Below are 4,587 nucleotides of genomic sequence, written 5' to 3'. Positions count from 1 at the left end.
GTAAATTTTCAGCGTTGCTGGCTCCCCGTCAGCCGGATTGGGTTGCATCGCAGGGGTGTCGAAAGAGTCAACTGCGGTCCAAAGCTGTTGGACTTGGGTGAAAAGGGCGTTTATTCTTCCTATACGTAAATTGTATTTGTTTTAGAAAAAGTTTTTGATCATTTGCTTCTTGCTGTGTAAAAGGTTTGTATGCTTGAATTTCTTCAATGATTTCTTTCATTTTTTATTGTCACTTTCCTGTCGTCATCTACTTATCAGCTAAATACCCTTCAGGCATTGGAATCAATTTTTCTGATTCCCGACTGAGGCTCTCCTCTGCTTTCCACCCGGCGATTTTATTTTCCGTTGCTTCGATCACCCCATCAAAAAGAGAATCACTTAATATTAGACGTAGTGGTGGTTCAGGCAATGCCGCAAGTTTTAAGATTGTCTTTGCTGCTAATATAGGGTCACTATCTGTCGCCTGACCCTCCTGTTCTTTTGCGAAGGCATCCATTTGTTGATGCAGTTCTTGATAATCCGGCAAGCGTTTACTATTATGCAGTTTCTTGTAAAGATCTGTCCAATAACCTCCTGGTTCAACAATAGTCACATGAACACCAAAAGGAGCCAGTTCCTGTGCTAAAGCTTCCGTCAATCCTTCTACCGCAAATTTACTAGCACTGTATAGACCTGAAGTCATCCAAGACATGATGCCCCCGATACTACTCATTTGGATAAAACGACCTGATTTGTCTCGCAAAAAAGGAGAAACCGCTTGAGCCGTCCAAAGAGAACCGAAAAAGTTTACATTCATTATCTGACGCGCCTCTTCTTCTGTTGTCTCCTCAATCATTCCTCCAAGCATCATTCCCGCATTACTCAAAGCAATATCGATGCCATTAAATTTTTCTGCTCCCTTAGCAGCAGCGGCTACTACCATGTCTCGTTCTTCAATATCGCCTAAACAGATCAGCAAAGAAGATCCATATTCTGTTTTTAACCTGCTGAGTTTTCCTTCTGTTCTAGAAAAAGAAATGACTTGGTCGCCATTTTCTAATACTAATTTTACTGTCTCAAAACCAATTCCTTTACTTCCACCAGTAATAAACCACGTTCTAGTCATCTGTCCACGCTCCTTTTTTCCTAATTACTCTCAATATGATTATAACAAATTAAAAGGCCAACAACAACTATAGTATCTAATATGCTGATTGTCAGTTATAAAATACTAAGAGTCATTTTATTCAAAAAAAGTTGTGGCAAAAAACTTGCCACAACTTTTTTATTTTGCACGAATCGGGAGCCATATTTGGAACTGTGCATTCTGAGGATTAGCATCTAAATATAATTCGATATCTGGCAATTCAGCATATTCAAAACCTGAAGTTGGTAACCATTCAGTAAAAATCTGCTGTTGCAATTCTTGAATTGCTCCTGGTATAGGACCCGTTCCTGAGAATACCGCCATCCAGCTTTGCGTGATAAAAGCCAGCAATAAAAACCCGCACATATCAGCGCCCATTCCAAGCAGCAACACACCGCGGTCACCCAGTCGCTTTGAAAGAGTGCCGGTTAAAACAGCTTGTACGAATGTATGTGCTGCACCAAAAACGGCCAGCGACACACCTGCTGTGCCAATATCCCAATTCAAGCGCTGTTCGCCATAAATCACCCACAAAGCGGCGGGCGCCTGCCCAATCAGCTGCATAAGAAAAAACAACGCAAAAAAGCTGGCAAGTCCCTGAACTGCAAAATTGAAGCGAAAGCCTTCAAACAAATTGATTTTGGCTGGCTGTCCTTCAGGCGGTTGTGACGGCGTTTTGGGCAACAAGAAAGCCACCAAACAAAAGGCAATTGCATTGAGAAGAGCCCCTGCCACAAAGGGCGCATGCACAGATATATCACTAAGAACACCGCCAATAGCAGGCCCTGCAATCATACCTGCACCAAAACACGCCCCCATAAAACCAAACCAACGCGCACGTTCTTCCTGTTTAGTTGTATCAGCGATAATTGATGCCGCGATTGCACCAGTTGCTCCGGTAACACCTGAGATAATCCGGCCGATATAAAGCACCCATAAAACAGGCGCTGCCGCCATTATGCTATAATCAATCGTGGCACCTAAAAATGAAACCAGCAAAATAATCCGCCGTCCATAGCGGTCAGATAACCGCCCTAAAACGGGCGCGCAAAAGACCTGCATAAACGCATAAAGCGATAAAAAAACACCATAGTGAAATGCTGTTTGCTCTGCCGGTACAAATTCATTTAATAAAGCCGGAACCACCGGCATGATTAATCCCAAACCAATCGCATCAAGCGCGACAACAATGAGTGCGGTTATAAGTGATTTTGACATAGATGTGACTTTTATTTATCATTGATAAGTTGGCGATAAAAAACTTTGTACCTGGCATAAAGCTCGGTGGTGTCAGCGCGTGACCGTACCGGCTTCTTTTGATACTGCCGCCTGGGCGGCTTCTCCTGCTGATCCGGTGACGCCTCAAAGGCTCCCAGCCGCTTTTCCAGGGCAGGCTTGGACAGATCGCGGGACAGGGTGCTGGGCTTGACCATCGTGCCGTCATCGGCCCGGATCACCAACCCGTTACCCCTTGGCGTAATCTCCAGGCCGTTATCACGCATGACCTGGTGCAGCTCCGTCCAGGACTGCGCGGCTTTAATGTCGTCCAGGCATTCGCGCTTGATCCAGCCCACCAGACTTTCCACGCCGGCATGGCGCTCCATGTCGGCGGCCCTCGATGCCGCCCCGCGCTGCTGCGGCCGGTGATTGTCTGCCTCCAGGCCATAGTCCCGTTCCAGCGTCTCGCACAAGTCGGCCAGCGCCAGGTGCGGATAGTACGGTTCGTGCATCGTGTGCCTGGTCGGGTGAATCTTGTTGATGGCAATGTGGATGTGCAGGTTGTCGGTGTCGTTATGCACGGCGCTGATACGCTGATGCTCACCAAACCCTAGCCCTTGGCAAATCCGTTCCTCTATCGCCTTCAAGGTGTCGGCATCGGGATTCTCGCCGGCGCGAAAACTGACAATCAGGTGATAGGTCTTATCGCCCTTGGCCCTGGTGTTCATGTGCTGGGTGGCCAGCACTTCGGTGATGGCATCGCGCACTGAATGCGCCTCGCAATTCGTGACCTGAACATGGCCCAGCCGGTGGTCTTTGCTCTGTGCGTCGGTGATGTATTTAGCCAGGTCGGCAAAGTCTGATTTGCCCAGGGAACGCATGGCAACATGCTTGGCAATCATGATGCTGCCCTGGGTCGCACAATAGATTCCATCAATCGGCTCATTTCGTCCTGGTTGGCCTCAATCCGGGCCAGCAGGCCCAAGACAGTTTCAGCGCTGAACCGGGCCGTTCGGGCATCGTCGGTCAGCCACAATTTCAGCAGACCACCGAGGCGGCCCAGGTCGCCATTGACCCGCACCAGCTCGCGCACGTTCTCGTAATCGGTCACGCCCTGGACGGCGTAACCCTGCCCCACGGCCAGCAAAAAAGCAGACGTACTCAAGCCAGCCGCTTGTGCGTTGGCCTCAATGGCGGCCCGCTCTTCCGGCAGGCAATACACCTTGATCGGCGTGCTGCTTTTTCTCGTTACCTTCTGCTCTGTCGCCTCCATCTTTGGCGTCCTCCTGGTTCTCTTATTCCGGCGTCCGCCGATGGCCCCGCAGGGCAGGATTCCCGTTGAGCGCCGCAGGTGCGAATAAGGGGAAGTGAAGAGGAACACCATGCTTGCATGGTGGGCCTACTTCACACATCCTGCCCGCTTCACCACCACTTTAACATCACTACCATTTACCGGCTATAACCCGTTTTATCGACAAACACAAGCCGATTCCACGCATAAGGCGTGCAATCTGGCTTTAGTCGCCTTACAATCGCTTTAATAGCGATAGAATCGGCATTAAATCGCGGATAAATCGACATATAAAAGGCGGTAGAATCGGCATGACTAAACGGCTTACAGAGCGCATTGCAGCGCAAATGCAGACCCAAAAGCCCACCCGTTCAGGACAGAATCGGGCGGCTTTCCTGGCCCAGCGCGACGACATAAAAGAGGCTTTGACCGATGGCTGGCCGGTAAAAGCCATCTGGAAAACGCTGCACGATGAAGGGAAAATCAGCTTCGGATATGATGCTTTTATCAGCTATGTGAACAGTCTGATTCGGTCGCCAGGCGAGCCTGAAAAGGCCACCGCAAGACCGCCGGCATCCTCCCAACCGGCCCCCAAGAAAGCCACCCCAGCGACACCCAAACCAGTACCATCAGCCAGCCATAAGCCGGGGGAGATTCCCAGCTTCAACTTCAACCCCAGCCCGAACAAAGCGGACTTGATTTGACGCCCCAAGGGGCGGATTGGACGCCAAGAGGGAAGGCATAGCCCGCCCCTCAAGTGTCAATGAACCCCTGGAAATCGACCCCGAAAACAGCCCCCTTCATAGAGGCGGCCTATTAACATTTGAGTGGGAGTGACGGGCACTGGCTGGCAATGTCTAGCAACGGCAGGCATTTCGGCTGAGGGTAAAAGAACTTTCCGCTAAGCGATAGACTGTATGTAAACACAGTATTGCAAGGACGCGGAACATGC

The 4,587-nt window shown here is 49.7% G+C and carries 5 protein-coding genes and 2 pseudogenes; 1 reads left to right on the top strand and 6 read right to left on the bottom strand.

Annotated elements, in window-relative coordinates; genetic code table 11:
- Positions 1-67 precede the first annotated feature (67 nt).
- The 6 genes and pseudogenes from FTU64_RS16130 to traJ all read right to left on the bottom strand — a co-directional run bounded on the left by FTU64_RS16130 (position 68) and on the right by traJ (position 3,617).
- Positions 68-220, bottom strand: a complete 153-nt coding sequence (locus FTU64_RS16130) for a hypothetical protein (RefSeq protein WP_180007116.1) — start codon at positions 218-220, stop codon at positions 68-70.
- Between the two features lie 27 nt (positions 221-247).
- Positions 248-1,105 carry an SDR family NAD(P)-dependent oxidoreductase gene (locus FTU64_RS16125; protein WP_120366351.1) on the bottom strand — a complete coding sequence of 286 codons (858 nt, stop codon included), beginning with the start codon at positions 1,103-1,105 and terminating at the stop codon, positions 248-250.
- Positions 1,106-1,264: 159 nt separating this feature from the next.
- Complete coding sequence (locus FTU64_RS16530) at positions 1,265-1,450, bottom strand: GyrI-like domain-containing protein (protein WP_233735431.1); 186 nt, start codon at positions 1,448-1,450, stop codon at positions 1,265-1,267.
- Positions 1,442-2,344: pseudogene (locus FTU64_RS16120) on the bottom strand (TCR/Tet family MFS transporter); the annotation flags it as partial. The gene FTU64_RS16530 and the pseudogene FTU64_RS16120, both read right to left, overlap by 9 nt.
- Positions 2,345-2,370: 26 nt before the next feature.
- Positions 2,371-3,246 (bottom strand): annotated as a pseudogene (traI, locus tag FTU64_RS16115) (TraI/MobA(P) family conjugative relaxase); the annotation flags it as partial.
- Positions 3,243-3,617: a conjugal transfer transcriptional regulator TraJ gene (traJ, locus tag FTU64_RS16110; protein ID WP_033472343.1), complete on the bottom strand. Its 375-nt coding sequence runs from the start codon at positions 3,615-3,617 to the stop codon at positions 3,243-3,245. The gene traJ and the pseudogene traI, both read right to left, overlap by 4 nt.
- Before the next feature lie 329 nt (positions 3,618-3,946).
- On the opposite strand from traJ, the gene FTU64_RS16105 reads away from it, so the two are divergent.
- Entirely contained in the window at positions 3,947-4,339 is a 393-nt protein-coding gene (locus tag FTU64_RS16105) for a TraK family protein (RefSeq protein ID WP_052928019.1), read from the top strand.
- Positions 4,340-4,587: the final 248 nt, after the last annotated feature.

Source organism: Acinetobacter sp. YH12128, from assembly GCF_013418655.1.
GTDB classification, from domain to species: domain Bacteria; phylum Pseudomonadota; class Gammaproteobacteria; order Pseudomonadales; family Moraxellaceae; genus Acinetobacter; species Acinetobacter amyesii.
Note: the sequence above shows the minus strand (reverse complement) of the source record. Positions and strands in the feature narration are given on the sequence as shown.

Bases quoted from the DNA above. Each gene is read 5' to 3' on its own strand.
- FTU64_RS16130 (WP_180007116.1), bottom strand. From the start codon at position 220: ATGAAAGAAATCATTGAAGAAATTCAAGCATACAAACCTTTTACACAG.
- FTU64_RS16125 (WP_120366351.1), bottom strand. From the start codon at position 1,105: ATGACTAGAACGTGGTTTATTACTGGTGGAAGTAAAGGAATTGGTTTT.
- FTU64_RS16530 (WP_233735431.1), bottom strand. From the start codon at position 1,450: ATGGCGGTATTCTCAGGAACGGGTCCTATACCAGGAGCAATTCAAGAA.
- traJ (WP_033472343.1), bottom strand. From the start codon at position 3,617: ATGGAGGCGACAGAGCAGAAGGTAACGAGAAAAAGCAGCACGCCGATC.
- FTU64_RS16105 (WP_052928019.1), top strand. From the start codon at position 3,947: ATGACTAAACGGCTTACAGAGCGCATTGCAGCGCAAATGCAGACCCAA.